Annotated in this window: 20 protein-coding genes; 9 read left to right on the forward strand and 11 right to left on the reverse strand. The window is 71.4% G+C overall.

Features of this window, described 5'->3' with window-relative positions; translation table 11 throughout:
• Nucleotides 1–102, reverse strand: a 102-nt coding sequence (locus MFF13_RS19900; RefSeq protein ID WP_238272809.1) for a pentapeptide repeat-containing protein, incomplete at its 3' end; no start/stop codon positions are given.
• 127 nt (nucleotides 103–229) lie between these two features.
• Here MFF13_RS19900 and ftsH point away from each other — a divergent pair.
• From ftsH to MFF13_RS19935, 7 genes are all read left to right on the forward strand, one after another.
• Nucleotides 230–2152, forward strand: a complete 1923-nt coding sequence (gene ftsH / locus MFF13_RS19905; protein ID WP_147728678.1) for an ATP-dependent zinc metalloprotease FtsH — start codon at nucleotides 230–232, stop codon at nucleotides 2150–2152.
• A gap of 264 nt (nucleotides 2153–2416) precedes the next feature.
• On the forward strand, nucleotides 2417–3757 hold the full coding sequence (gene glmM / locus MFF13_RS19910; RefSeq protein ID WP_147753241.1) for a phosphoglucosamine mutase: 1341 nt from the start codon (nucleotides 2417–2419) through the stop codon (nucleotides 3755–3757).
• A 322-nt stretch (nucleotides 3758–4079) separates the two neighbouring features.
• Nucleotides 4080–4352: a hypothetical protein gene (locus tag MFF13_RS19915; protein ID WP_238272802.1), complete on the forward strand. Its 273-nt coding sequence runs from the start codon at nucleotides 4080–4082 to the stop codon at nucleotides 4350–4352.
• A complete protein-coding gene (locus MFF13_RS19920) occupies nucleotides 4349–4984 on the forward strand; it encodes a TetR/AcrR family transcriptional regulator (RefSeq protein WP_147765026.1) in 636 nt (211 codons plus the stop codon). Before MFF13_RS19915 ends, MFF13_RS19920 begins: the two co-directional genes overlap by 4 nt.
• Complete coding sequence (locus tag MFF13_RS19925; RefSeq protein WP_147765025.1) at nucleotides 4981–6231, forward strand: efflux RND transporter periplasmic adaptor subunit; 1251 nt, start codon at nucleotides 4981–4983, stop codon at nucleotides 6229–6231. Before MFF13_RS19920 ends, MFF13_RS19925 begins: the two co-directional genes overlap by 4 nt.
• Nucleotides 6232–6276: 45 nt before the next feature.
• On the forward strand, nucleotides 6277–9366 hold the full coding sequence (locus MFF13_RS19930) for an efflux RND transporter permease subunit (protein ID WP_238272803.1): 3090 nt from the start codon (nucleotides 6277–6279) through the stop codon (nucleotides 9364–9366).
• Nucleotides 9367–9375: 9 nt separating this feature from the next.
• Complete coding sequence (locus MFF13_RS19935; protein ID WP_147765023.1) at nucleotides 9376–9969, forward strand: DUF2147 domain-containing protein; 594 nt, start codon at nucleotides 9376–9378, stop codon at nucleotides 9967–9969.
• A 154-nt stretch (nucleotides 9970–10123) separates the two neighbouring features.
• Here MFF13_RS19935 and MFF13_RS19940 read toward each other — a convergent pair whose 3' ends face one another.
• From MFF13_RS19940 to MFF13_RS19980, 9 genes are all read right to left on the reverse strand, one after another.
• On the reverse strand, nucleotides 10124–11314 hold the full coding sequence (locus MFF13_RS19940; RefSeq protein ID WP_147765022.1) for an iron-containing alcohol dehydrogenase: 1191 nt from the start codon (nucleotides 11312–11314) through the stop codon (nucleotides 10124–10126).
• A gap of 133 nt (nucleotides 11315–11447) precedes the next feature.
• Nucleotides 11448–12029 (reverse strand): hypothetical protein, encoded by a 582-nt coding sequence (locus tag MFF13_RS19945; protein ID WP_238272804.1) that lies wholly within the window; start codon nucleotides 12027–12029, stop codon nucleotides 11448–11450.
• A 61-nt stretch (nucleotides 12030–12090) separates the two neighbouring features.
• Entirely contained in the window at nucleotides 12091–14136 is a 2046-nt protein-coding gene (locus MFF13_RS19950) for a YgiQ family radical SAM protein (protein ID WP_373322584.1), read from the reverse strand.
• A gap of 266 nt (nucleotides 14137–14402) precedes the next feature.
• Entirely contained in the window at nucleotides 14403–16025 is a 1623-nt protein-coding gene (locus MFF13_RS19955) for a gamma-glutamyltransferase family protein (RefSeq protein ID WP_238272806.1), read from the reverse strand.
• A gap of 58 nt (nucleotides 16026–16083) precedes the next feature.
• Nucleotides 16084–16839 (reverse strand): SDR family NAD(P)-dependent oxidoreductase, encoded by a 756-nt coding sequence (locus MFF13_RS19960; RefSeq protein WP_147764634.1) that lies wholly within the window; start codon nucleotides 16837–16839, stop codon nucleotides 16084–16086.
• A gap of 463 nt (nucleotides 16840–17302) precedes the next feature.
• Complete coding sequence (locus MFF13_RS19965) at nucleotides 17303–17566, reverse strand: hypothetical protein (RefSeq protein ID WP_147764635.1); 264 nt, start codon at nucleotides 17564–17566, stop codon at nucleotides 17303–17305.
• A gap of 43 nt (nucleotides 17567–17609) precedes the next feature.
• A complete protein-coding gene (locus tag MFF13_RS19970) occupies nucleotides 17610–18527 on the reverse strand; it encodes an outer membrane protein (RefSeq protein WP_147753841.1) in 918 nt (305 codons plus the stop codon).
• A gap of 315 nt (nucleotides 18528–18842) precedes the next feature.
• On the reverse strand, nucleotides 18843–19706 hold the full coding sequence (locus tag MFF13_RS19975; RefSeq protein ID WP_147753840.1) for an outer membrane protein: 864 nt from the start codon (nucleotides 19704–19706) through the stop codon (nucleotides 18843–18845).
• Between the two features lie 178 nt (nucleotides 19707–19884).
• Complete coding sequence (locus tag MFF13_RS19980) at nucleotides 19885–20889, reverse strand: outer membrane protein (protein WP_147764636.1); 1005 nt, start codon at nucleotides 20887–20889, stop codon at nucleotides 19885–19887.
• A 217-nt stretch (nucleotides 20890–21106) separates the two neighbouring features.
• On the opposite strand from MFF13_RS19980, the gene MFF13_RS19985 reads away from it, so the two are divergent.
• Together MFF13_RS19985 and MFF13_RS19990 are read left to right on the forward strand one after the other, a co-directional pair.
• On the forward strand, nucleotides 21107–21355 hold the full coding sequence (locus tag MFF13_RS19985; RefSeq protein WP_147764637.1) for a hypothetical protein: 249 nt from the start codon (nucleotides 21107–21109) through the stop codon (nucleotides 21353–21355).
• 1 nt (nucleotide 21356) lies between these two features.
• Nucleotides 21357–21698, forward strand: a complete 342-nt coding sequence (locus MFF13_RS19990) for an MmcQ/YjbR family DNA-binding protein (RefSeq protein WP_147764638.1) — start codon at nucleotides 21357–21359, stop codon at nucleotides 21696–21698.
• Between the two features lie 259 nt (nucleotides 21699–21957).
• Here the strand turns inward: MFF13_RS19990 and MFF13_RS19995 are convergent, their stop codons facing one another.
• Nucleotides 21958–22794 (reverse strand): class I SAM-dependent methyltransferase, encoded by an 837-nt coding sequence (locus tag MFF13_RS19995; RefSeq protein ID WP_187273737.1) that lies wholly within the window; start codon nucleotides 22792–22794, stop codon nucleotides 21958–21960.
• Between the last annotated feature and the right edge of the window lie 295 nt (nucleotides 22795–23089).

Genomic DNA, 23089 nt, shown 5'->3' on the forward strand with positions numbered 1-23089 from the left:
CAGCCCCGCCCCCGACAGCCTCGCCCCCGACAGCCTCGCCCCCGACAGCCTTGCCCCCGACAGCCTTGCCCCCGACAGCCTTGCCCCCGACAGCCTTGCCACTGACAGCCTTGCCGCAGGGGCGCCCGGCTTACTTGGCAAGGGGGAGGGCTCTGCCTACATTGGCTCGGCGTGCGCGGACGAACCCGCAGCGGCGGGCAGCCGGCCCACACGCCCCAGGGATTGATCGATGAACCCGAATTTTCGCAATTTTGCCTTGTGGGTCGTCATCTTCCTCCTCGTCCTGGCCCTGGTGACCCTGTTCCAGAATCCGGGTCACCGCGGCGGCGGGAGCGAGATCGCCTACAGCCAGCTTCTCAACGACGCCGACGCCGGCAAGATCCAGTCCGTGGTGATCTCGGGCCAGGACGTGTCCGGCTCGTATGTCGGCGGCGGCAGCTTCACCAGCTATGCGCCGAACGATCCCGGCCTCGTCTCGAAGCTTTCGGGCAAGGGCGTGCAGATCACCGCGCGCCCCCCGTCCGACAACACCCCCTGGTTCATCCAGCTCTTGGTCAGCTGGCTGCCGATCCTCGTCTTCATCGGCGCCTGGGTGTTCCTGTCCCGGCAGATGCAGTCGGGCGCCGGCCGCGCCATGGGCTTTGGTAAGTCCAAGGCGAAGCTGCTGAACGAGGCGCATGGGCGCGTGTCGTTCGATGACGTCGCCGGCGTGGAAGAGGCGAAGGAAGACCTGCAGGAGATCGTCGAATTCCTGCGCGATCCCCAAAAGTTCCAGCGGCTCGGCGGGCGCATCCCGCGCGGCGTGCTCCTCGTCGGCCCCCCCGGCACCGGTAAGACCCTGATCGCCCGCGCGGTGGCGGGCGAGGCCAACGTGCCGTTCTTCACCATCTCGGGCTCGGACTTCGTCGAGATGTTCGTCGGCGTCGGCGCCAGCCGCGTCCGCGACATGTTCGAGCAGGCCAAGAAGAACGCGCCCTGCATCATCTTCATCGACGAGATCGACGCGGTCGGTCGCCATCGCGGCGCGGGCCTCGGCGGCGGCAACGACGAGCGCGAGCAGACCCTCAACCAGTTGCTCGTGGAGATGGACGGCTTCGAGGCCAACGAGGGCGTGATCATCATCGCGGCGACCAACCGTCCCGACGTGCTCGACCCGGCCCTGCTGCGTCCCGGCCGGTTCGACCGCCAGATCATGGTGCCGAACCCGGACGTCACCGGCCGCGAGCGCATCCTGCGCGTCCACGTCCGCAAGGTGCCGCTGGCGCCGGACGTCGACCTCAAGGTCATCGCCCGCGGCACCCCCGGCTTCTCGGGCGCCGACCTGATGAATCTCGTCAACGAGTCGGCTCTGTTGGCCGCGCGTCGCGGCAAGCGCATCGTCACGATGCACGAGTTCGAGGACGCCAAGGACAAGGTCATGATGGGCGCCGAGCGGCGCACCCTCGTCATGACCGAGGACGAGAAGCGGCTCACGGCCTACCATGAGGGCGGCCACGCCATCGTCGCCTTCAACGTGCCGGCCACCGATCCCGTCCACAAGGCGACGATCATCCCGCGTGGCCGTGCGCTCGGCATGGTCATGCAGCTGCCCGAGCGCGACAAGCTGTCGATGTCGTTCGAGCAGATGACCTCGCGGCTGGCCATCATGATGGGCGGCCGCATCGCCGAGGAGATGACCTTCGGCCCCGACAAGGTCACCTCGGGCGCGCAGTCCGACATCGAGCAGGCGACGCGCCTCGCCAAGATGATGGTCACGCGCTGGGGATTCAGCCCTGAGCTCGGCACCGTCGCCTACGGCGACAACAACGACGAGGTCTTCCTCGGCATGTCGATGGGCCGCCAGCAGACGGTGTCCGAGTCGACGGCCCAGAAGATCGACGCGGAGGTCCGCCGCCTCGTCGAGACCGGCCTGGAGGAGGCCCGTCGCATCCTCGCCGACAGGAAGGACGACCTCGAGGCGCTGGCGCAAGGGCTGCTCGAATACGAGACGCTGTCCGGCGACGAGATCAAGAACCTGCTGAAGGGCCGTCCCCCGGTCCGCGACGGCGGCGACGTGCCGCCGACCCCGGCCCGCGGCTCCTCGGTGCCCTCCGCCGGCCGCGGCCGGCCGAAGGAGAGCGACGGCGGGCTGGAGCCTCAGCCGCAGGGCTGATCGGTCTGATCTGTCGGCCGACGAAGAGGGCGCCATTGCGGCGCCCTTTTCTTTGGGCGGTTAGCCCATTCGATGGATGAGGGCGCGCGGGTCCCCTGTCGCGTCCGGGAGAGGGGGCCGGTCGGCGCCACGCTGCGGAGCAGCGATGAGACAAGCTGCGCGATGACGGCGTCGATTCACTGTAACGGGACGCGATCTGCGCTCGCCGCGCGATCGATGATAGGTTGACCGAAAGGTCGCGCGCCCGAGGGGACGGAGAGTTTCGTGAGAAAGTATTTCGGCACCGACGGCATTCGCGGCCGGGCCAACGGGGTGATCACGCCGGAGCTGGCGCTGAAGGTCGGCCAGGCGGCGGGGCTGGTGTTCCAGCGCGGCGACCATCGCCACCGCGTCGTCATCGGCAAGGACACGCGGCTCTCGGGCTACATGATCGAGACCGCGCTGATCGCCGGCTTCACCTCCGTCGGCATGGACGTGCTGCAGCTCGGGCCGATGCCGACCCCGGCGGTGGCCATGCTGACCCGCTCGATGCGCGCCGACATCGGCGTGATGATCTCGGCCTCGCACAACCCGTTCGAGGACAACGGCATCAAGCTGTTCGGGCCCGACGGGTTCAAGCTCAACGACGCGATCGAGCGCGAGATCGAGGCGCTGATCGACAGCGAGCTGCACACCAAGCTCGCCGGCTCGATGTCGCTCGGCCGGGCCAAGCGCATCGAGAGCGTGCACGCCCGCTACATCGAGTTCGCCAAGCGCTCGCTGCCGCGCAACGTGACGCTGGACGGCCTGCGCATCGTGGTCGACTGCGCCAACGGCGCCGCCTACCGCGTCGCGCCCGAGACCCTTTGGGAGCTCGGCGCCGAGGTGATCGCCATCGGCGTCGAGCCCGACGGCTTCAACATCAACCGCGACGTCGGCTCGACGGCGCCGGCCGCCCTCGTCGCCAAGGTCCGGGAGCTGCGCGCCGACATCGGCATCGCGCTGGACGGCGACGCCGACCGGGTGCTGATCGTGGACGAGAAGGGCCAGGTCGTCGACGGCGACCAGCTCATGGCGGTCGTCGCCCGCTCGTGGAAGGAGGACGACCTCCTGACCCAGCCGGGCATCGTGGCCACGATCATGTCCAACCTCGGCCTGGAGCGCTACCTCGGCGGGATCGGCCTCTCGCTCGCGCGCACGGCGGTGGGCGACCGCTACGTGCTCGAGCACATGCGCGAGCACGGCTACAACCTCGGCGGCGAGCAGTCCGGCCACATCATCATGTCGGACTACGCCACCACCGGCGACGGGCTGGTGGCCGCGTTGCAGGTGCTGAGCGTGGTCCAGCGCAGCGAAAAGCCGGTGAGCGAGGTCTGCCACTGCTTCGATCCGCTGCCGCAGATCCTGAAGAACGTGCGCTACCGCTCGGGCGAGCCCCTGCGCGCCGACAGCGTCGTCACTGCGATCGAGCACGCCCGCGAGCGCCTGGGCAACGGCGGCCGCCTCGTCATCCGCCCCTCCGGCACCGAGCCGGTGATCCGCGTGATGGCCGAGGGCGACGACCGCGGCCTCGTCAACGACGTCGTGGACGAGGTCGTGGATGCGGTGACGCGCGCCGCCGCCTGAGCCGGTCGGCTTGCGCGCATCCTCTCTCCCCGCAGGCGGGGAGAGGGCTTGGCCGACCTCGTCGTCGGCCAAGCGAGGCGGTAGCCGAAGGTGAGGGGGCTTGGCCGAAGGAGGCTTATCCGTTGGCACCCCCTCACCGGCGCTACGGCCTTGCCTTCGCTTCCCGCACGGACGGCGAGGTCCGTGCGGGCCTCTCCCCGCCCGCGGGGAGAGGAGGCTCTCGGTCGACGAAGCGCATCCTTCGCCATCGAGCTTGAGAATGAACGTTCATTGACTCGGGAATGAACGTTCATTATACCGGCTCGGTACGCAGGAGTCCGCCATGGGCGTTTCCGTTTCCGACAGCCGCTCCGACCTCGCGCCCCGCCTCGCGGAGCTTCGCGCCGTCGCGACCCCGACCAACCTCGCGGTCGCCGCGCTCCTCGGCCTCGGCTGGGTCGCGCTGATCGGCTGGACCGGGGCCGGCCCCGCCGGCTGGCAGGCGCGGTCCTGCGCCGGGCTCGACCTGCGGCCCGCCGCCTGCGCGGGCGTCCCGACGGGCAAGGATGCGAGCCGCATCGTTCCGCACGAGCTCACGGCGAGCCTCGCACGATGAGCGCCGGCGGCGCAGCGGTCGCGGCGCGGATCGAGCCCTCGGCCCGGCGCGAGCACATCCTGGCGGCCGCCGAGGCCTGCTTCGTGCGCAACGGCTTCCACCGCACCACGATGCAGGACCTCGCCCGCGAGGCGGCGATGAGCCCGGGCAACTTCTACCGCTACTTCGCCTCGAAGGAGGACCTCGTCCTCGGGCTCGCCGAGGGCGAGCGCGCCCGCGGCGCCCGCCTGGTGGCCGAGCTGGAACGCGACGGCGACCGCCGCGCGGCGCTCCTCGGCATCGTCACCCGCTACTTCGTCTCGATCACCCGCGAGACCGCGATCCTGCGGATCGACATCTGGTCCGAGGCGACCCGCAACCCGGCCATCGCCGCGATGACGGCGCGGGGCGAAGCCGAGGCGCGGAGCTGGTTCGTCGAGACCTTCGGCGTGTTGGCGCGGTCTCCCGCCTGCGATCCGGTCGCGCTCTACGCCCTGCTGGGTCCCCTGATGAAGGGCATCGTCGTCGATCGCGCGCTGCTGCCCGACTACGACCCGGCGGCATCCGTCGCCCAGCTCCTCGCCCTGCTCGAGGCGGGCCTGGACGGGCGCCTTCCCCTCGCCCCGACCTCCTCCGCGGAGCCCAGCCGATGACGTTTTCCGCGCCCGGCGCCCGCCACTTCGGGCTCGCCGCCCTCGTCGTATCCCTCGCGCTACCCCTGCCGGCGCAAGCCGGAACCGCCCCGGCGCCGGTCAAGGCGGCGCCCGCCCCCGCGGTGAGCGTGGTCGAGGCGGCACGCCGCGAGATCGTCGAGAGCGTCGTCGTCACCGGCACGCTGGTGCCGCGCGACGAAATCCTGATCACCCCGGAGATCGACGGCTACCGCGTCACCGAGGTGCTGGTCGAGGAGGGCGCCCGCGTCGCCCGCGGCCAGGTGCTCGCCCGCCTGTCGCACGACCTGATCGACCGCCAGATCGCCCAGCAGGCCGCCCTCGTCGACAAGGCGACCGCCGCCGTGCCGCAGGCCGAGAGCACCATCGAGCAGGCGGAAGCGGCAGGCCTCGAGGCGCGCCTCGCCTACGACCGCGCCAAGCAGCTGATGCAGACCGGGAACGGCACCGCGGTGATCCTGGAAGGGCGCACCTCGGCGATGCGCCAGGCCGAGGGCAAGCGCGCCTTCGCCCGCAACGGCCTCGTCATCGCCAAGGCCGAGCTCGCCCAGGCCAAGGCGGTGCGGGACGAGCTGGAGCTGCGGCTCGCTCGCACCGAGATTCGCGCCCCGGAAGCGGGCGTCGTCAGCCGCCGCACCGCGCGGGTCGGCATCACCGCTTCGTCCGCGGCCGAGCCGCTGTTCCGCCTGATCGCACGGGGCGAGATCGAGTTGGAGGGCGAAATCGTCGAGACCAAGCTGCCGCTCCTGCGGGAGGGCCGGCCGGCCTGGATCGACATCGGCGCCGGCGCGCGCGTCCAGGGCAGCGTCCGCGCGGTCTACCCGGAGGTCGACCGGGCGACCCGGCTCGGCAAGGTCCGCGTCCGCCTCGACGCCGACCCGCGGCTTCGCATCGGCACCTTCGCCCGCGGCGCGGTCGAGATCGCCCGCACCCGCGGCGTCACCGTGCCCCAGGCGTCCGTGCTCTACGGCGGGCCGGCGCGCAGCAGCGTTCTCGTGGTCGCCGGCGACACGGTGGAGGCCCGCGCGGTCCGCACCGGCCTGTCCGACGACGACGACATCGAGATCCGCGGCGGCCTCTCCGAGGGCGAGCGCGTCGTCGCCCGCGCCGGCAGCTTCCTGCGCGACGGCGACAAGGTCCGCCCCGTCCCGTTGGCGGCCGTCGCCCCGGCTTTGGCCGAAGCGCCGTCGCCCGAGGCGAGCGCCGACGCCGACGCCGACGCCCCGTGATCTGAACCCGTCCCCGCCGCACGCCCGAAAAGGACCGGCCGCCCGATGCGCCTGAACGTCTCGGCCTACGCGATCCGCAACCCGATCGGGCCGCTGGTCCTGTTCCTCGTCCTGATCGTGCTGGGCCTCGTCAGCTTCCGCGGGCTCGCGGTGACGCGGATGCCGAACGTCGACGTGCCGATCGTCTCGGTGGCGATCACGCAGAGCGGCGCCGCGCCGTCCGAGCTTCAGACCCAGGTGACGAAGTGGGTCGAGGACTCGATCGCCGGCGTGCGCGGGGTCAAGCACATCACCTCGGCGATCACCGAGGGCTCCTCCGTCACCACCGTCGAGTTCCGGCTGGAGGTGAACACCGACCGGGCCGTCAACGACGTGAAGGACGCGGTCTCGAAGATCCGCATCAACCTGCCGCGCACCATCGACGAGCCGGTGATCAGCCGCGTCGAGATCGCCGGCCTGCCGATCCTGATCTACGGCGTCACCGCGCCGGCGATGAGCCCGGCCGAGCTGTCCTGGCTCGTCGAGGACAAGTTCGCCCGCATCCTCCAGGGGGTGAAGGGCGTCGGCGGCGTCGAGCGCGTCGGGGGCGTGGCGCGCGAGATGCGCATCGAACTCCAGCCCGACCGGCTCCTGGCGCTCGGCATCACCGCGGCCGACGTGAACCGGCAGCTGCGCCTCACCTCGGCCGACATGGCGGGCGGGCGCGGCGAGGTCGGCGGCCGCGAGCAGTCGATCCGGACGCTGGCCGCCGCGCGGACGCTCGCCGACCTCAAGGCCACCTCCATCGTCCTGCCCGGCGGCCGCAAGGTGCGGCTCGACGACTTGGCCGCCGTGCGCGACGCGATCGAGGAGCCGCGCACCTTCGCCCGCTTCGACGGGCGCCCGGTTGTGGCCTTCGCGGTCTCCCGCGGCTCGGGCGCGAGCGACGCCGAGGTCGCCGCGGGCGTCGAGCGCAAGATCGCCGAGTTCGAGACCGGCTATCCCGACGTCCGGTTCGAGAAGATCGACTCGTCCGTCTCGGCCACGATCGGTTCCTACGATTCGGCGATGCACACCCTGATCGAGGGGGCGGCGCTTGCCGTGCTGGTGGTGTTCCTGTTCCTGCGCGACTGGCGCGCGACGCTGATCGCGGCCCTGGCGCTGCCGCTCTCGGTGTTCCCGACCTTCTGGGCGATGGACGCGCTCGGCTTCACCTTGAACGGCATCAGCCTGCTCGCGATCACGCTGGTCACCGGCATCCTGGTCGACGACGCCATCGTCGAGATCGAGAACATCGTCCGCCACATGCGGATGGGGAAGTCGCCCTACCGCGCGGCGATCGAGGGCGCCGACGAGATCGGCCTTGCCGTCATCGCCATCACCGCGACCCTGATCGCGGTGTTCGCGCCGGTGTCGTTCATGCCGGGAATCGCCGGGCGCTACTTCATCCAGTTCGGGCTGACCATCGCGGTCTCGGTGTTCATGTCGCTGCTCGTGGCGCGTCTGATCACGCCGATGCTCGCCGCCTACTTCCTGCGCGACCACGCCCACGTGGAGGCGCGCGAGGGGCCGGTGATGCGCGCCTACGGCCGCCTCGTCGGCTGGTCGGTGCGCCACCGGGTGATCACCCTCATGGTCGGGCTGGCGTTGTTTGCTGGCTCGCTGGCCTCCACCGGCCTCCTGCCCTCGGGCTTCGTGCCGAAGCAGGACAACGCCCGCACCCTGTTCATGCTCGAGCTGGCGCCCGGCGCGCGGCTCGCCGACACCGTCGCCGTGTCGGACCGGGTGGTCGCCCGCATCCGCGCCCTGCCGGAGGTGGTGTCGGTCTTCGTCGACGGCGGCCGGCAGGTCGGCGGCAAGAAGGAGACGCGGCTGGCGACGCTCACCGTCAACCTGACGCCGAAGAACGCCCGCGCCAAGTCGCAGGCCGCGCTGGAGACCGAGATCGCCGCGTTGATCGGGCAGGAGCCCGACATCCGCTCCTGGTCGCTGCGCGATTCCGGCCAGCGCGACCTCGCCCTGGTGGTCGGCGGCCCGGACGCCGCCGTGGTGGCCGAGGTTGCAGCAAAACTCCAGCGCGACATGGCCGCGATCCCGCACCTCGTCGCGGTGATGTCCACGGCGCCCTTGAACCGCACCGAGGTCCGCATCCGGCCGAAGCCCGGGGTGGCGGCCGACCTCGGCGTCTCCACCGACGCCATCGCCGAGACGGTCCGCGTCGGCACGATCGGCGACATCGGCCTGAACCTCGCCAAGTTCAACGCCGCCGACCGCCAGGTCCCGATCCGGGTGCAGCTGCCCGACAGCGCCCGCGGCGCGGTCTCGCGGCTGGAGAACCTGAAGGTGCCGGCCAAGAACGGCACCGCGGTGCCGCTGGCGGCGGTGGCCGACATCGAGCTCGACCAGGGCCCGGGCGCGATCGACCGCTACGACCGCGTCGTGCGCGTCGCGGTGGAGGCCAACATGGAGGGCTCGGACGCGCTCGGCTCCCTCATCGCCCAGGCGCTGGAGACGCCGACGGCGAAGTCCCTGCCGCCGGGCGTCACCATCCGCCAGACCGGCGACGCCGAGATCATGGGCGAGGTGTTCTCTGGCTTCCTCCTGGCCATGGGCGCCGGGATCATGATGGTCTACGCCGTGCTCGTGCTGCTGTTCGGCTCGTTCCTGCAGCCGCTGACGATCCTGTTCTCGCTGCCGCTCTCGATCGGCGGCGCGATCCTGGGGCTCCTGGTGATGAACATGCCGATCTCGATGCCGGTGGTGATCGGCATCCTGATGCTGATGGGGCTGGTGACCAAGAACGCGATCATGCTCGTCGACTTCGCCGTCGAGGAGATGGGTCGCGGGGTCGACGCCGTCACCGCCATCGTCGAGGCCGGCCGCAAGCGCGCTCGCCCGATCGTGATGACCACGATCGCCATGGCCGCGGGCATGGTGCCCTCCGCCATGGCGCTCGGCGTCGGCGGCGAGTTCCGCGCGCCGATGGCGGTCGCGGTGATCGCCGGACTGATCGTCTCGACCCTGCTCTCGCTGGTCTTCGTGCCGGCTTTGTTCCTGCTGATGGAGGGCCTGAGCCGGGTCCTCGGACGGGTGTTCGGCCGCTTCGTCGGCGCCCGCGACGAGGCCGGGCAGGCCCATCCGTCCCCTTCGCCTTGAGGAAACCGAATGCCAGTCCGTTCCGCCCGCGTCTCGACCCTCGCCCTCCTCGGCCTCGCCGCCGCAGCCTCCGCCCTCGGCGCGAACCCGGCCGCCGCGGCGGATCCCACCGGCACCTGGTTCACCGAGGACGGGCGTGCCCGCGTGCGGACCGAGCATTGCGGGCCGGGCGGCGCCAACCTCTGCGGCTACGTCGTCTGGGGTTCGAAGCCGCTGGGCGAGGACGGCAAGCCGAAGATCGACCGCTACAACCCCGACCCGAAGCGCCAGGCGCGGCCGCTCCTCGGCCACCAGATGATCCTCGGGCTGAAGAAGAACGACGACGGGCGCTTCGCCGGCAAGATCTACAACGGCGACAACGGCAAGTCCTACGACGTGACCATCTGGAGCGAGACGCCGGCCGAGCTGTCGGTGAAGGGCTGCCTGCTCTCGGTTCTGTGCCAGACCCAGACCTGGACGCGGGTGGGCGACGTGGTCCCCGGTCAGATCACCGCCGCCACCGACACCCCCGGCGGCCCGCGCTCGGACCCCGAATGGGCGCCCAAGCCCGGAGCCGCGCCGAGGCCGTCCGCCAAGCCCGCGGGCGCGCCGGCGCCGAAGTAGCGGCCCGGCGGTCTCACGAACGGCGACGGCGCGCTTCGACCCACCCACCGCCCTCATCCTGAGGTGCGGACGCGAAGCGGCCGCCTCGAAGGAGCCCTCCAGCCGGCCGCGCGATCCCTCGAGGCCTCCTTCGAGGCCCGCTGACGCGGGCGCCTCAGGACGAGGGCGTGGGTTGGATCGCGGCCGTGCCGGCCAGCGCCTCCGCGTAGATCGCGCGCGCGTCGGCGCGGGTCAGCGTCCGCGGGTTGTTCACCAGGAGGCGGGTCTGCTTCATCGCGTCGTCGGCGAGGCGATCGAGGTCGGATTCCGCGATGCCGACCGCCGACAGCGAGGCCGGGACGCCGCAATCGCGGCAGATCGCGGCCAGCGCCGCGACGAAGCGCTCGGCCGCCTCGGCGTCGGGCCGGTCGCGGGCGTCCGGGTCGAGGATCGGCGCGAGCTCGGCGTAGAGCGCCTGCGCCTCGGGCAGGTTGAAGCGCAGCACGCCCATCAGCACCAGCGCGTTCGAGAGCCCGTGCGGCACGTGGAACAGCGCGCCGACCGGGTAGGCCAGCGCGTGCACTGCCGCCACCGGCGCGTTGGCGAAGGCCATGCCGGCGAGCATCGACCCGAGCAGCATCCCGGAGCGCGCCTCGACATCGCCGCCGTCCGCGCAGGCGGTGCGGATGTGGCAGGCGAGCAGGCCGAGCGCCTGCCGGGCGAGGCCGTCGGAGATCGGGTTCTTGCGGTGGCGGCTGGTATAGGCCTCGATCGCGTGCACCATCGCGTCGACGCCGGTGGCCGCGGTGACGGCGGCGGGCAGGCCCAGCGTCAGCTCCGGGTCGAGCACCGCCCAGTCGGGCAGCAGGCGCGGGGCGACGACGCCCTTCTTCTCCTGGGCCGGCGTGGTGACGATGGCGATCGGCGTCACCTCCGAGCCGGTCCCGGCGGTGGTCGGCACCAGGATCAGCGGCAGGCGCGCGCCCTTGGCGAGGCCGACGCCGTAGATCGCATCGAGGGCCTCGTGCGAGCGGGCGAGGTAGGCCACGAGCTTGGCGGTGTCGAGCGCCGAGCCGCCGCCGATCGCCAGCACCAGTTCGCTGCCCGACGCCCGCGCGAAGGCGGCCGCCGCCTCCACCACGTGGCTCGGCGGGTCGGCGACCACGTCCTCGAACACCGCGACCCGGCAGCCGGCCTCGGCGAGCGCCGCTTCCGCGCCCCGGGTCAGGCCGGCGGCGCGCACGCCCCGGTCGGTCACCAGCAGGACGTTCTTCGCCCCGAGCCCGGCGACGAGGTCGGGGATCTTGGCGACCGCCCCGGCCTCGAACAGCAGGTTCGGCGTGGTCTGGAACAGGAACGGGGTCATGGCCGGGCGCCTCGGCGGAAGGGTGTTTCGCCGCGCCAGCCTACAGCGCCCGGGATCGTTCGCCAGCGGGAGCCGGCCCGGCTCCGTGGACGATCCGGGCGGAAAAACCGCCGCGTCGCGCAGGCGGATGGGATCACCGGACGACCGCTCCCACGTCCTGCCGCCAAGTTTGCCACGAGACCGGCAGGTCGCCGGACGCAGGCGGCATGCGGGACGTCTCGGTGGAGCTGCCCGTGAAGCCGCCATCGAAGTCGATCGCCTCTCCGGCGTAGCGGGAGGCCAGACCGTAGATCGCCCGGCCCCGGCAGCTTGCGATCAGGGATGCGCCTCGGGTGGTCATGGCCGGCGGACCCGCGGACTCGGCGAAGGCGGCCGACACGATCCAGACCTCGACGGCCTCGCGCGCCGCGATCGGCTCGGCGCAGAAGGCGCCCCGCACGCAGTAATACCCGCTGATCGCGACCCGCTCCGGCCCGACGAGCGTCAGCAGCACCGCCGCGGCGTCGGGTCCCCCGGGGCCCGGGACGACGCCGTAGGGCACGGCCCCCTTCGCCCGGGCGGCGACCGTCCAGCCCTTCGGCAGGACGGCCGCGATCCTCCGCTCCGCCGCGTCGGCCGACAGGGCGACCCCCTGACCGGCGGGGCACCCGCCTGGCCGGTCGCAAGCCGCCTGCAGGAGGAGGCCGAGCCCCGCCAGGATGCGGGCCAGGCTCACGCAGCCCTCCGTGATCGGCCGGGTCGGCCGCCGGCCGGCTCGGGGGCGAGGCGCCAGGCCGTCACTTCCGCAACGGTATGCCCTTGGTGGTGAAACGCGGCGCGCCCGGGTGGCGCGCGGGTCGCGGCTGGCCTCCCGTCTTGCCCCCCGCCTTGCCCAGGCCCGTTCCCGGCGGCTGCGAGGACGGCACGAGCTGCTCCGGCCTCGGCCCGATCAGGTCGGCGCGGCCCATCGTTCGCAGCGCCTCCCGCAGCAGGGGCCAGTTCTCGGGGTCGTGGTAGCGCAGGAACGCCTTGTGCAGCCGGCGCTGCCGCATCCCCTTGATCGCGTCGACCGGCTGGCTGCCGCCGCGCCGCACGCCCTCCAGCGGGTTAATCTCGGTGTGGTACATGGTCGTGGCGGTCGCCATGGGCGAGGGCAGGAACGTCTGCACCTGGTCGGCGCGGTAGTCGTTCTTCTTCAGCCAGAGGGCGAGGTTCAGCATGTCCTCGTCGGTCGTGCCCGGATGGGCCGCGATGAAATACGGGATCAGGTAGTATTTCTTGCCGGCCTTCTTGGCGGCGGCGTCGAACATCTCCTTGAAGCGGTCGTAGGTGCCGATGCCCGGCTTCATCATCAGGTCGAGGGGTCCGCGCTCGGTGTGCTCGGGCGCGATCTTGAGGCGGCCGCCGACGTGGTGGGTCACCAGCTCCTCGACGTATTCGGGGCTTCGGACCGCGAGGTCGTAGCGCACGCCCGACGCCACCATCACCTTCTTGACGCCCTCGACCTCGCGGACCTTGCGATAGAGCCGGATCAGGTCGTCGTGCGAGGTGTTCAGGTTCGGGCAGATATCCGGGAAGACGCAGGACGGCAGCCGGCACGCCGCCTCGATCTTCGGATCTTTGCACGCCATCCGGTACATGTTGGCCGTCGGCCCGCCGACATCCGAGATCACGCCCGTGAAGCCCGGGGTCTTGTCGCGGATGAGCTCGATCTCGCGCAGGATCGAGCCCTCCGAGCGGTTCTGGATGACGCGCCCCTCGTGCTCGGTGATGGAGCAGAAGGTGCAGCCGCCGAAGCAGCCGCGCATGATCGTCACCGAGAACTTGATCATGTCCCAGGCGGGGATCTTCGCGTCGCCGTAGGACGGATGGGGCGCGCGGGCGTAGGGCAGGTCGTAGACCACATCCATCTCCTCGCTGGAGAGCGGGATCGGCGGCGGGTTCAGCCACAGGTCGCGGTCGCCGTGGCGCTGGACGAGGGGGCGGGCGTTGCCGGGGTTGGCCTCCCGGTGCAGCACCCGCGAGGCGCGGGCGTAGGCCTCCTTGTCGTCCTTGACCTCGTCGTAGGCGGGCAGCCGGATCACGGTCTCGCCGGGGCGGCGGCCGGCGGCCTCGTCGGCCGAATCGAGGTCGTCGGCGGGCAGCTCCGTGTAGTGCTCGGGCACGCGGCGGAACAGGGCGACGCCCCGGACGGAATCGAGGTCCTGCGGCGCCGCGCCGGCCGCGAGGCGGTTGGCCACCTCGACCACGGCGCGCTCGGCGTTGCCGTAGAGGAGCAGGTCGGCCTTGGCATCCGCCAGGATCGAGCGGCGGACCTTGTCGGACCAGTAATCGTAGTGGGCGATGCGGCGCAGCGAGGCCTCGATGCCGCCGAGGATGATCGGCACGTCCTTGTAGGCCTCGCGGCAGCGCTGCGTGTAGACGATGGTCGAGCGGTCGGGGCGCTTTCCACCTTCGCCGCCCGCCGTGTAGGCGTCGTCGTGGCGCAGGCGACGGTCCGCCGTATAGCGGTTCACCATCGAATCGAGGTTGCCGCCGGTGACGCCGAAGAACAGCGCCGGCCGGCCCAACGCCTTGAACGGCTCCGCCGACTGCCAGTCCGGCTGCGCGATGATGCCGACCCGGAACCCCTGCGCCTCGAGCAGCCGGCCGATGATGGCCATGCCGAAGCTCGGATGATCGACGTAGGCGTCGCCCGTCACCAGGACGATGTCGCAGGAATCCCACCCGAGCGCGTCCATCTCGGCGCGGCTCATGGGCAGGAACGGCGCCGCGTTCCTGGATGGCCGCATCTGGCAGGCGAGGGGCGCCGGGGATCGGCTCGCAGAAGCTTGGAGGTCCATGGGGTCCGTGCATAGACCGCCGGGGGCGCAAGCTCAACGAAGGGCGCGCGAGGCGCGACCGGATCGACGCGGCCGGGACCTGCTTTCAGACCGCGCCGGACGCGGGACTCGAAGACAGGCGGAAAGCGGGCATTCCCACGTCGGCCCGGCATCCGTTCCGACAGCCGCGTCCGCGCGTCGATGGACGCGCGAACGGCGAGGCCGGGACGAGACCCGTCAGTCGACCAGGCCCGCGCCTCGGGCCGACGCCCCATCCGCCCCGCGCCTCACCACACCACCGCCTGCCCGTCGCGGCGCGGGTCGCTGGCGGCGGCGTAGCCTTCGATGGCCGGGTCGCCCATGCGCCAGATGGACTGGCCGGCGCCGAAATCCTGGTAGCTGTCCTGGATCACGTCGACCCGGTGGCCGCGGGCGACGAGGCCGTCGAGGGTGTCCTGCGCCATGGCCGCTTCGGCGTTGATCTCGAAGCCCTGGTTGAAGCGCCAGCGCGGGGCGTCGCAGGCGGCTTGCGGGTTCTGGCCGTGGTCGATCATCCGCACCAGGGTCTGCAGGTGGCCCTGCGGCTGCATGTTGCCGCCCATCACCCCGAAACTCATCACCGGGGCGCCGTCCTTGGTGAGGAAGCCGGGGATGATGGTGTGGAACGGGCGCTTGCCCGGCGCGACGCAGTTCGGGCTCGCTGCGTCGAGGACGAAGCCGTAGCCGCGGTTCTGCAGCGACAGGCCCCAGTCCGGCAGCACGACGCCAGAGCCGAAGCCCATGAAGTTCGACTGGATGAAGCTCACCATCATGCCGGATTCGTCGGCGGCGGTGAGGTAGATCGTGCCGCCGCGCACCGGATTGCTGGCGCCGAAATCCTGGGCGCGGCGCGGATCGATAAGCTTGGCGCGCGAGGCCAGGTAGGCGTCGTCGAGCATCTCCTCGGGGCTCACCCGCATCGCGAAGCCGTCGGCGACGTACCGGTAGGTGTCGGCGAAGGCGAGCTTCATCGCCTCGATCTGCAGGTGCTGCGCCGCCGCGCCGTCCACCGCCATCCCGGCGAGGTCGAAGTTCTGGAGGATGCCGAGCGCGATCTGCGCGGCGATGCCCTGCCCGTTCGGCGGGATCTCGTGGAGCGTGTAGCCGCGGTAGTCCTTCTTCGTCGGCGTCACCCATTCCGGGCGGTAGGCGGCGAGGTCCGCCACCGTCATCGCGCCGCCGTTCTCGCTCGCGTGCCGCGCCATGGCCTCGGCGATCTCGCCCTCGTAGAAGGCCTTGCCCTTGGTCTCGGCGATGGCGCGGAGCGTCCGCGCGGCGGCCTTGAGCGTCACCAGTTCGCCGACGTCCGGCGCGCGGCGGCGGGGCAGGAAGAACTCGGCAAAACCCGGCTGGCGCACGAGGTCGGGGACCTGCGCCGCGGCGGCCCATTTCTGCTGCACCACGATCGGCGCAAGGTATCCGCGCTCGGCGATCTCGATCGCCGGCTCCATCAGGTCGGCGAAGGGCAGCTTGCCGAAGCGCTCGGACAGGGCGACCCAGGCGCCGACGGCGCCGGGCACCGTCACCGAATCCCAGCCGCGCATCGGCGGGCGGGCGGCCGGCCCGTATTTCCGCGCGAAGTAGTCCGGCGTCCAGGCGGCCGGCGCCCCGCCCGAGGCGTTGAGGCCGTGCAATTCCTTGCCGTCCCAGAGGATGCAGAAGGCGTCCGAGCCGAGGCCGTTGCTGCACGGCTCGGTGAGCGTCTTGGCCGCGGCGGTGGCGATCGCGGCGTCGACCGCGTTGCCGCCCTTCCACAGCATCCGCATCCCGGCCTGCGCCGCCAGCGCGTGCGAGGTCGCGACCACGTTGCGGCCGAACATCGGCATGCGGATCGAGGGGTAGGCGGAGGTCCAGTCGAAGGTTTGCGACATGTCGGGTCCCAGATACCGAGCGGACGTACCGGCGTCAGGCTGAGATTCGTGCGAAGCCTCAGCGCGCCTGCATGCGCAACGCGCCGTCGAGCCGAATGGTCTCGCCGTTGAGCATCGGGTTGCGGACGATCGCCAGCACGAGGTCGGCGTATTCCTCCGGCCGGCCGAGGCGGGCGGGGAAGGGCACCGCGGCCCCTAAGCTGTCCTGGACCTCCTGGGGCAGGCCGAGGAGCATCGGCGTGCCGAAGATGCCGGGCGCGATGGCGCAGACGCGGATGCCGAGCGGCGCGAGCTCGCGGGCCGCCGGCAGCGTCAGCCCGACGATGCCGGCCTTCGAGGCGGCGTAGGCGGCTTGTCCCACCTGGCCCTCGTAGGCGGCGATCGAGGCGGTGGAGACGATCACCCCGCGCTCGCCGCCCTCGAGCGGGTCGAGCCCGGCCGCGCCCGCCGCCACCAGCCGCATCAGGTTGAACGAGCCGACCAGGTTGACCTGGATCACCTTCGCGAAGGCTTCGAGCGAGGCCGGCCCGTCGCGCCCGACGATGCGGGCGGCCGGGGCGATGCCGGCGCAGTTCACGAGGATGCGGGCGGGGCCGTGCGCCTCGGCCGCCCGCGCGATCGCCGCCTCGGCGCTCGCCGCGTCCGCCACGTCGCAGGCGATCCCGATCCCGCCGACCGCCTCGGCCTGCGCGGCCGCCCCGTCGAGGTCGAGCAGCGCCACCCGCGCGCCGGCCTCGGCCAGCGCCCGGGCGGTCGCCGCCCCGAGCCCGGAGGCTCCGCCCGTGACGATCGCCGAGAGACCCTGGATCTTCATCGCCCGCTTCCCGCCGGAGGACCGCGTGCGCGACGCGACGCCCGATCTCTAGCGGATCGGACGGCGGGTGGAAGGGTGCGGTGCGAACGGACGGGGCTTGCGCGACGCGCACTGCCCTCTGAAGGGGCTACCGTCTTTCGCCATTTCGCTACGGCCGCTGATGACGCGCGGGTCCCCCTCTCCCCGCACGCGGGGAGAGGCCCGGCCGCACCCCGTCGTGCAGCCGGGAGGCGAAGCCGAAGCGGGGGTGAGGGGGCGATATCGGATGAGCCTCATCCGGGTCGGCCCTCTCACCCTCGGCTGCCGCCTTGCCGCGACGACGACGAGGTCGTCGCAGCCCTCTCCCCGCAAGCGGGGCGAGGGGATGCGCGCGAAGCGAATCGCCAGGAGCGGAGATGTTTGAATCTGGTCGGCAAAAGGGGCGGCGCGGCGTCGTCGAGACGGGTGAGACTCGAACGCCGCCTCAGCGCGGCGGCGGCTCGTTGTACATCGGGACGCTGTCGTTGCGCGGCAGGTAGGCGCGCACGACTGGGCCGTAGGCGCGCGGCCCGGCATGGACGCCGTAGCCGCGATCGAAGCCGGGCAGGGGCCGCGGCGGGAGGCGGCGCGGCGCGAAGCGCGGGGGCGCCTCGGCGTAGCCCGGCCCCTGGGCCGCGGCGGGCCCGGCGGCGAGCGTCGCCAGCAGGCCCGCGAGAGCGGCGAGGGGGAGCGAGGTCCGAACGGGCATCGGGGTCATCCGGCGCGAGGGAAGGCGGTCGGCGAAGCGCCGATCAGAACTTGACGGCCGCGCCGCCGCGGACGGTGTTCAGGTTGGCCTTGTGCCCGTCGAAGTCGTTGAACAGCACGTACTGGTATTCGGCGCGCAGCAGGATGCTCGGCGTGATCGCGTATTCGAGGCCCCCGCCCAGCGCGATGCCGCCCACCGTCTTGGTCTTCGACCGGCTGAGATAGTTCGTGTAGGGGACGCCCGTCGTGGGATCGGTCTGGCTGAACGTCCCGGTGCGGTAACCGAAGTTCTCGACGTAGGCCGGCTTGCCGGTCGTCAGGGCCTGGTTGGCGTTGAAGGTGGTGGCGTTGTAGCCGGAATCCTGAATGAAGACACCGTCCGCGATGCGGGCGCGGCCGATCGCGAAGCCACCCGTCACGTAAGGCAGGAGGTTGCCGAACGCGTAGCCGGCGCGGGCGCGGATCGTTCCGAAATCGTTGATCTTCGTGCTCGAGGCGCCCTGCAGGCCGACCGTTTCGAGATAGCCGAGGCTGTTCGTCTTGATCCGGGAGATGCTATCCGACGACCCGCCGCCGCGCCCGAAGCTGGTGTAGTCGACCTCGATGCCGACGACGACGTCATCGTATTGGAAGTTATAGCCCGCGTATCCGCCAAAGCTCACGTCGCCGACGCGCCGGGACCTGGACGTCAACAGGTTGGAGGCGCCGAAGTCCGATTCGGCCGTCGAGTCGTGCGTCCGCTGGAAGATCAGCGGCTGGTACGACTTCTGGAATCCGAGGGCGGCCGAGCTGTAGCCGCCGTGCCCGCCGAGATACACGCCGCTCCAGTCGATCGTCGTGACGGCGGCCGGCGGGTCGTAGTCGGGGCCGCGCAGAAAATCGTAGTCGAGGTCGGCGGCGCGCGCCGCGGTCGGGCCGGCGAGGCTCAGGGCGGCAAGAAGTGCGTGGGAAGTCTTACGCATCACGGTCGTCCTCGGGGCGGCAGCACCGCCGCACTACGAAACCTGTTCTGTCTTGATAGGGAGGTAACCTTAATGTCGGGTTTCCACCGCGGCCGATATGCTGTGCCGATGCGAGGCACCGCGCACACATGACGGCCGTCGCCCGCCGGCCCGTCGCGATAAGAGGGAATGCCCGAGCGTGAACCGGATGCCGGCGAGGCGTCGGACGGCCCGCCGTCCGCGCGGGTCGTCGGGGGCCGTCCTTCCGCGCAAGGCGAGTCGCGGACGGCCCGAGGCCGTCCTGCGGCCCGTCCTGATCGCCGTCGAGAACCCGGCTCAGTTGCCGTAGGCGGTGTTGCCGACGCCGACGAGGTTCGGCAGGCCGCCGAGGCTGCCGACGCCGCCGAGGTCGTAGCGCAGGCCGAGGCGGAACTCGTTGGCGGCGAGGTCCTTCAGGCGCGTGCCGCCGTTGTAGGCGTCCAGCCCGCTCTTGGCGTTGCCGAAGTCGACGTAGCGGTAGGCCGCGTCCACGCTGAAGCCGCCGCCGACAGCATAGGAGACGCCGCCGGTGAGCGCCCAGGCCAGCGAGGCGACGGCGCGGCTCGGGCGCGTCACGGCGGTGCGCGGGCCGGTGCCCGGGTTGCCGTCGCAGGAATCGGCCGTGCAGGTGGTCTGGGTGTAGCCGCGGGCGACGCCCATGTCGGAGAAGCCGATTCCGGCGCCGACATAGGGCGTCAGCCCCCACCAGGTGCCGAGGTCGGCGTAGACGTTGACGAGGCCGGTCAGCGCGGAGACCTGCGCCGCCTCGACGTTGTAGCCGGTGGCGAAGTTCGAGCGCGAGGAGTAGGCGCGGTAGCGCGCGGGCCCGCGCTGGTCGATGGTCGCGTCCACGCGCAGCCACGGGTTGATCCGGTAGCCGACGCCACCGCCGCCACCGGCCGCATCGCTGAGGCGCAGGCCGACGAGGGGCGGCATGCCGGGATCGTTCGCATCCGCCCGGGTGTCGTCGTGCGGGCGCCCGTAGACCGATTCCGTGAAGTCGGCCCGCAGGTACCAGCCGCCGCCGACCTCGACCGGCGGCGCGGCCGGCGGGGGCGGGGGCGCCAGGTCGGCGGCCTCGGCCGCTCTAATCCCGAGACCTTGTCCGAGCCCAAGGAGAAGCAGCGCCGTGGCGGCGAAGCGGCGTTCGAGCGCAGCCATGGGGACGTCCTTACGCAAGACCTGACATCGCATCCCGCAGGACACCTTGCGAAGACTGGTAAACCACAAATCTTGTGAACGGCTTAACCGTATTCGTTCGGGTCTTCGTCGGCGCCGAAACGCAAGAAGCCGGCGCGGATGCGATCCGCGCCGGCTTCGAAGATGGCGTGCCGAAGGCTCAGTACTTGCGGACGAGCGGGCCCGGGGCCGGCTGATAGTCGTTCATCAGCGGCGGCAGCGGCGCGGCGACGAGGCCGCCGAGCATGTAGCGCACGCCGATCTTCACGTCGTGGGCCTCGATGTCCTTGACCTTCACGCCGGCCCCGGCCTCGCCGCAGCAGGTGGAGAAGCTGGCGCCGGTCGAGGCATGGCCGAGGTTCAGGTAGCGGTAGGCGAGTTCCACCTTGAACGCGTCGGTGACGTTGTAGGCGAGGCCGGCGTGGAGGGCCCAGGCGAAGCTGCCGGTGGTCTTGTCCTTGTAGGACTTGGTGTTGGCCTGGTTGTTGTAGACCACGTTGCCGTTGGCGTCGTAGACAGGAGCGTAGTTGTAGGTCGGGGGTGCGCAGGGGCAGCCGCCGCCGTATTGCGGGTTGCCGTAATCGTAGGCGTAGGACGCGCTGGTGTACTGGCCGTTGCTGCCGTAGCCCGAGACGTGGTTGAAGGCGTAGCCGGCGCCGGCGCCGACGAACGGCGTGATGCCGTACCAGGTGCCGAGGTCGAAGTAGGCGTTGGCGAGCACGACGGCCGAATCGAAGTGGCCGCTCGACTTGTTGATGCCGTAGGAGCCGAGCCCGTTCTCGTCGGTGTAGCCCTTGTAGTACTCGCTGCCGCGCAGGCCGGTGGAGTAGCGATACTCGCCGGTCACGTCGGCGCGCAGGAACGGGGTGAACTGGTAGCCGACGCCCGCTCCGGCGAAGCCGCCGCCGCCGACCTCGTTGCCGTAGGAGCGGTTGGCATCCGGGTAGGGGTTGTAGTCGTAGGAGGTGCTGTACTTCGCCCGGTCGTAGACGCTGGCGCCGACGTCGCCGCGCAGGTACCAGCCGCCGCCGACTTCGATCGGCGGTGCGTAGGGCGGCGGGGGCGGGGGCGGCAGCAGGTCGGCGGCCGCTGCGAGGGAAGGCGCGCCGACGCTCGCCGCGAGCGTCAGGGTGCGCACCAAAGCGACGAGCTTGGAGCGGGCCATAAGAATTCCTTCACGCTTTGATGTGCCGGAAGCTTGCGGTGCCGGCTCTGCTGACAACACGGACCATGCCGGCAAGGTCTTAAAGCTGGCTTAACGTTAAAACTTAGCGTTATGGATTGTTTGAAGCTCGCAATCGTCGAACGCCGCTCTTGCACGGACACGGACACAATCGCCGTCCCGGACGTTGCCTGCACAGCCTTCACCCAGCGAGATCCTCATGACGCGCCTGTTCATCGCCGACGTCCGGACCCCATCCGGCCCGCGCCCCCTGGTCACGGTGCGGGCGGCCTCGGAAGCCGAGGCGCTGCTCTTCCTGGAGGCGCGCTACCCCGAGGACCGGATCGAGGCGGTGGCCGAGCCCGCCGAGTGGGCCAGCGACGCGGCCACCGGGTCGGAGCCCGGCGACATCCGCGAGCATGCGGGCAGCAGCTGGCCCAGCAGCCGGCAGGCGCCCGCCGGCACCTGACATGCTGCCCGACGACGTGCGCGCCCTCGCGCTGATGCTGCCGGAGGCGATTCCGGGCGCGCACAAGGGCAACCCGGATTTTCGCGTGGGCGGCCGGGTCTTCGCGACCCTGTGGACCGAGGAGGACCGCCTGGTGCTGCGGCTGTCGCCGGAGGACCAGGCACGCCTGCTGGAGGCCGACCCGGACCTGTTCTCGGCCATCGACGGCGCCTGGGGCCGCCGCGGCTGGACCAACCTCGACCTCGACGCCTGCGAGGAGGAGCTTTTGCGCGACGCCCTGCTCGCGGCCTGGCGCGCGACAGCCCCGGCCGGGCTGGTCTCGACCTACGACGCGATGGCGTGAGGGCGACCGTGCTGTGGGCCGGAGCTCGTGCTCGGCGCCGCATACCTGAGGCCCGGTACGACCGCCCGGATCGTGTCGGCGCTTTCCGCAAGGCGCCGTTCGTCGCCCGAGCGGCGACTGGGCTCGCGGCGGCGGACCGATCTGAGCACCCGGGCTCGCGAACGTCGGCCAAGGCCTCGGCAGGCCGCCGTCGCGGCGATTTCTGAGGTCGGCCGGGATCGTCGCCCCATGGGCCGGCGGCGCATGCCTGGGATCCCGCTCAGCCGTCGGCGCGGCGCGTGACCAGCGCCATCACCCACGGGTTGAACCCCGTGCCCAAGAGCGAGCGGGGCATGCGGGCGACGTAGGCGCGTGCCGTCGGGCGCGCGAAGGCCGGAACCCGCGAGAAGTCGAGAAACCCGCCGATGCTGCGAGCCTCCATCCCGTAAGGCAGGCCCTCGAGGTAGCGATGCACGTCCGGGTAGGCCCAGAGAAAGTTGTCCCCCCAGGTCCGGTGGACCGTCGCGCCGAGCCGGCGCGCGAGCCAGCGCTCCCAGGCGGTCGCCCGGCTGTCGGGACCGTGGGCCACGTCGATCGGAAAGGCGCGGTTGGGGCCGCCGATCAGCATCCGCCCACCCGGCGAGAGGACGCGGAAGATCTCCCGCAGCCACTGTCGGCGGACCGCGTGCCAGTCGGGACGGCGGTCGGCGTGTCCGTCGGTCGTGCCGACGTGCTCGATGGCGCCGAAGGTGAATGCGAAGTCGATGCTGCCGTCGAGGAACGGGAGCTCGAACGCGTCCGGATCGACCAGGTAGAACCGGTCGGCGCTCCGGCCGGCCGAAGACCAGCGGCGCGTCAGCCCCGGCAGGTCGATGCCGTAGCTCTCGTAGCCCTCCGTTTCGAGAGCCACCGCCATGCCGCCCATGCCGCAGCCGACGTCCAGGACGGTCCGAACCGGAGCCTCCCGCACGATCGGCAGGACGAAGGCCCGGGCCTTGGCCGCCTGGAAGTCGTTCTGCGCGTCGACGTAGGCTTCGTCGCAGGTCTCGTCCCGCGTCCAGGTGCGCGGTAGGAGGCCGTGATAGCCGTCGAGGGTCGTGATGGATGATCTCAGCATCGCGTTGGGCTCCCTCCGACCGTGTCGTAGGGTCGGAATCAGCGGGAAGAACCAGGGCCGGTCCACATCTGCCTCGCTCGACCCACGATCGGGCAAGGCAGGAGCGAAGGCTCCCATCGTTGCTATTTATGATTGCGTGAAATCACCGCATGCAACCGCGTAGAGAACGTAGGCGCGGATCGCGCGACGCGGTCGACAGCGTCGAGGATCGCTCCCCGCCCTCCCCGAAAGTTCGGACCACCGAGGCACCGACGTGAGGCGCCCCCGATGTCTCTCGAAAGCGGCATCCGGTTTC

It is taken from the genome of Methylobacterium cerastii, assembly GCF_022179125.1.
Taxonomy (GTDB): domain Bacteria; phylum Pseudomonadota; class Alphaproteobacteria; order Rhizobiales; family Beijerinckiaceae; genus Methylobacterium; species Methylobacterium cerastii.

Excerpts from the sequence above, each read along its gene's own strand:
- MFF13_RS19965 (WP_147764635.1), bottom strand. The coding sequence starts at position 17,566 with ATGCCCGTTCGGACCTCGCTCCCCCTCGCCGCTCTCGCGGGCCTGCTG.
- MFF13_RS19940 (WP_147765022.1), bottom strand. The coding sequence starts at position 11,314 with ATGACCCCGTTCCTGTTCCAGACCACGCCGAACCTGCTGTTCGAGGCC.
- MFF13_RS19970 (WP_147753841.1), bottom strand. The coding sequence starts at position 18,527 with ATGCGTAAGACTTCCCACGCACTTCTTGCCGCCCTGAGCCTCGCCGGC.
- MFF13_RS19985 (WP_147764637.1), top strand. The coding sequence starts at position 21,107 with ATGACGCGCCTGTTCATCGCCGACGTCCGGACCCCATCCGGCCCGCGC.
- MFF13_RS19920 (WP_147765026.1), top strand. The coding sequence starts at position 4,349 with ATGAGCGCCGGCGGCGCAGCGGTCGCGGCGCGGATCGAGCCCTCGGCC.
- MFF13_RS19930 (WP_238272803.1), top strand. The coding sequence starts at position 6,277 with ATGCGCCTGAACGTCTCGGCCTACGCGATCCGCAACCCGATCGGGCCG.
- MFF13_RS19955 (WP_238272806.1), bottom strand. The coding sequence starts at position 16,025 with ATGTCGCAAACCTTCGACTGGACCTCCGCCTACCCCTCGATCCGCATG.
- MFF13_RS19935 (WP_147765023.1), top strand. The coding sequence starts at position 9,376 with ATGCCAGTCCGTTCCGCCCGCGTCTCGACCCTCGCCCTCCTCGGCCTC.
- MFF13_RS19950 (WP_373322584.1), bottom strand. The coding sequence starts at position 14,136 with ATGGACCTCCAAGCTTCTGCGAGCCGATCCCCGGCGCCCCTCGCCTGC.
- MFF13_RS19990 (WP_147764638.1), top strand. The coding sequence starts at position 21,357 with ATGCTGCCCGACGACGTGCGCGCCCTCGCGCTGATGCTGCCGGAGGCG.
- MFF13_RS19925 (WP_147765025.1), top strand. The coding sequence starts at position 4,981 with ATGACGTTTTCCGCGCCCGGCGCCCGCCACTTCGGGCTCGCCGCCCTC.
- MFF13_RS19915 (WP_238272802.1), top strand. The coding sequence starts at position 4,080 with ATGGGCGTTTCCGTTTCCGACAGCCGCTCCGACCTCGCGCCCCGCCTC.
- MFF13_RS19975 (WP_147753840.1), bottom strand. The coding sequence starts at position 19,706 with ATGGCTGCGCTCGAACGCCGCTTCGCCGCCACGGCGCTGCTTCTCCTT.
- MFF13_RS19960 (WP_147764634.1), bottom strand. The coding sequence starts at position 16,839 with ATGAAGATCCAGGGTCTCTCGGCGATCGTCACGGGCGGAGCCTCCGGG.
- MFF13_RS19980 (WP_147764636.1), bottom strand. The coding sequence starts at position 20,889 with ATGGCCCGCTCCAAGCTCGTCGCTTTGGTGCGCACCCTGACGCTCGCG.
- MFF13_RS19995 (WP_187273737.1), bottom strand. The coding sequence starts at position 22,794 with ATGCTGAGATCATCCATCACGACCCTCGACGGCTATCACGGCCTCCTA.
- ftsH (WP_147728678.1), top strand. The coding sequence starts at position 230 with ATGAACCCGAATTTTCGCAATTTTGCCTTGTGGGTCGTCATCTTCCTC.